We start from the raw sequence: 2,780 nt of genomic DNA on the forward strand, positions 1-2,780 counted from the left end.
GGCCGTGCCGCTGAAAGCGGTTATTGACGACCAGGCCTGTCTGTTCCTGACGCGGGGGAAATGCACCAAAGCCTGTGTGGAAGCCTGCCCCACCAACGCCATTGACTTCACCCAGAAGGAGCAGATCATCGAGCTTAACGTGGGGACCATATTGGTTGCCACCGGCTTCGAGATGTTTGACCCCCGCCGTCTGCCGGCCTATTCCTACGGTAAGTCGCCGGACATCATCGACGGTCTACAGTTCGAGCGCCTCTCCAGCGCCTCCGGCCCCACCCAGGGCCAGATCCTCACCTCCAAAGGCGAAAAGCCGCGCCGCGTGGCCATCATTCACTGCGTGGGCAGTCGCGATGAACATGCCAACCGCTACTGCTCCCGCATCTGCTGTATGTACGCACTGAAACACGCCCACCTGGTGCGGGACAAGACTGGGGCTGAGGTGTTCGAGTTCTACATGGACATCCGCGCCTTTGGCAAGGACTATGAGGAGTTCTATCAACGGGTGCAGGAGGAAGGCATCTATTTCGTGCGGGGACGCGGCGCCGAGGTCGTGGTCCATGAGGACGGGCGTATCCAGGTTAAGGCCGAGAACACCACCCTGGGCATCCCGGTCGAGATTGACGTGGACATGGTCATCCTGGAGACGGCCATTGAGCCGGCGCGCGACTCGGACAAGGTGGCGGCCATGTTTGGGGTGGGGCGGAGTGCCAACGGCTTCTTCCAGGAGGCGCACCCGAAGCTTCGCCCGTTCCATACCAACACCAACGGTGTGTTCCTGGCCGGCACCTGCCAGGCACCCAAGGACGTGCCGGACACCGTCGCCCATGCGGCGGCCGCCGCCTCGGAGGCACTGGCCCTGCTGAGCCGCGGGGAAGTGATCATCTCGCCGACCATAGCGGTGGTGGACGAGGAGCTGTGCTCCGGCTGTAAGACCTGCATCACACTGTGTCCTTACAGCGCCATCACCTTCGATGAGACGGCGCGCATAGCCCGGGTGAATGAAGCCCTGTGCAAGGGTTGCGGCACCTGCGTCGCCGCCTGTCCTGCCGAGGCGATCCGTGCCCGCCACTTTGCTGACGAGCAGATCCTGGCAGAGCTACAAGCCCTGCTGGTTTCGGCCTGACGTCTGGGAGGATGAGGAGGAAAATCATGGCCGGCACATTTGAGCCGCGGATCATCGCATTTGTCTGCAACTGGTGTACGTATACCGCCGCCGACAACGCCGGCGTGAGCCGGCTGGAACAGCCCCCGAACGTGGACGTCATTCGCGTGATGTGCTCCGGCCGCATCGAGCCGGCGTTCATCCTCAAAGCCTTCGCCATGGGGGCCGACGGCGTGATCGTCTCCGGGTGCCATCCCCCGGGAGATTGCTATTACACGAATGGCAACTACAAGACCTTCCGCCGCATGCCGCTGGTGGAGCGCTTGCTGGAGCAGTTCGGCATTGAGAAGGAGCGGTTCCATTGGGGGTGGATCTCGGGGGCTGAGGCCATCAAATGGGCCCAACTGACGCACGAGTTCACCGAGCGGGTCCGGGCACTGGGTCCGCTGAACTGGTCTCGCCAGCTCGAAAGCAAGGAGGACTGAGACATGGCAAAGAAGAGCAAGCTGAAACTGGGCCTCTACTGGGCCGCCTCCTGCGGCGGGTGCGAGATCGCGGTGGTGGAACTGCGCGAGAAGATCCTGCTCCTGGATGAGGCGGCGGATATTCTCTTCTGGCCCGTCGCCATGGACTTCAAGGTCAAGGATGTCGAGGCCATGCCGGACGGCCATATGGATGTCTGTCTCTTCAACGGCGCCATCCGCACCAGCGAGAACGAGGAGATGGCACATCTCCTGCGCCGGAAGTCCAAGGTGCTGGTGGCCTTTGGCTCCTGCGCCTATGAAGGGTGTATCCCCGGGTTGGCCAACCTGTTCGACAAGGATTCCATCCTGCGGCGGGTGTACCTGGAAGTGCCCACGGTGGATAACCCCAGAGGAGTGCTTCCTCAGCCCATTACCCATCTGCCCGAGGGAGAGGTCGAGATCCCTCGGTTGTACAACACCGTCAAGACGCTGGGGCAGGTCACCGATGTGGACTACTTTGTGCCAGGGTGCCCGCCCCAACCGCACCAGATTTGGGCGGTGGTGGAGGCGATCCTGGGGGGCAATCTCCCTCCGAAGGGCAGTGTGGTGGGTGCGAACGAGAAGACCGTCTGTGACGAGTGCAAGCGTCTGCGGGAGGAGAAGCGCATCAAGAAGTACTACCGCTATCACGAGATCATCCCGGACGCCGAGCACTGTCTGCTGGAACAGGGCATTGTCTGCGCCGGCCCGGCCACCCGCGGCGGATGCGGCGCCCTCTGCCCACAGGTCAACCAACCCTGCCGCGGCTGTTACGGCCCGCCGCCCAACGTGATGGACCAGGGCGCCGCACTGCTCTCCGCCGTCGCCTCCGTGGTGGATGCCAACAGCGAGGAAGAGGCGGCCCGCATCGTGGGAGATATCCTCGACCCCGCCGGCACCTTCTACCGCTTTGGCCTGCCGGCTTCCACCCTGCACCGGGCCAGACTGGGCAACCGGTGAAAGGAGATGCATTATGCGCAAGATCAGCATTGACCCCATTACCCGACTGGAAGGGCACGGCAAGATCGACATATTCCTGGACGAAGAAGGGAATGTGGCCAACGCCTACCTCATCATCCCGGAACTGCGGGGGTTTGAGAAATTTGTGGAGGGCCGGCCGGTAGAGGAACTGCCGGACATCACCCCCCGCATCTGCGGCGTTTGCCCGGAAGCACACC

At 62.8% G+C, this 2,780-nt stretch carries 4 protein-coding genes; all 4 read left to right on the plus strand.

Going from position 1 to position 2,780, the window contains the following annotated elements:
- Nucleotides 1–1,120: CoB--CoM heterodisulfide reductase iron-sulfur subunit A family protein (locus H5T60_13775; protein ID MBC7243501.1), on the plus strand; the 1,120-nt coding region annotated here is incomplete at its 5' end.
- A 26-nt stretch (nucleotides 1,121–1,146) separates the two neighbouring features.
- Nucleotides 1,147–1,584, plus strand: a complete 438-nt coding sequence (locus H5T60_13780) for a hydrogenase iron-sulfur subunit (protein ID MBC7243502.1) — start codon at nucleotides 1,147–1,149, stop codon at nucleotides 1,582–1,584.
- 3 nt (nucleotides 1,585–1,587) lie between these two features.
- Nucleotides 1,588–2,562: an oxidoreductase gene (locus tag H5T60_13785; protein MBC7243503.1), complete on the plus strand. Its 975-nt coding sequence runs from the start codon at nucleotides 1,588–1,590 to the stop codon at nucleotides 2,560–2,562.
- 13 nt (nucleotides 2,563–2,575) lie between these two features.
- Nucleotides 2,576–2,780: Ni/Fe hydrogenase subunit alpha (locus tag H5T60_13790; protein MBC7243504.1), on the plus strand; the 205-nt coding region annotated here is incomplete at its 3' end.

Source organism: Anaerolineae bacterium (assembly GCA_014360855.1).
GTDB lineage: Bacteria > Chloroflexota > Anaerolineae > JACIWP01 > JACIWP01 > JACIWP01.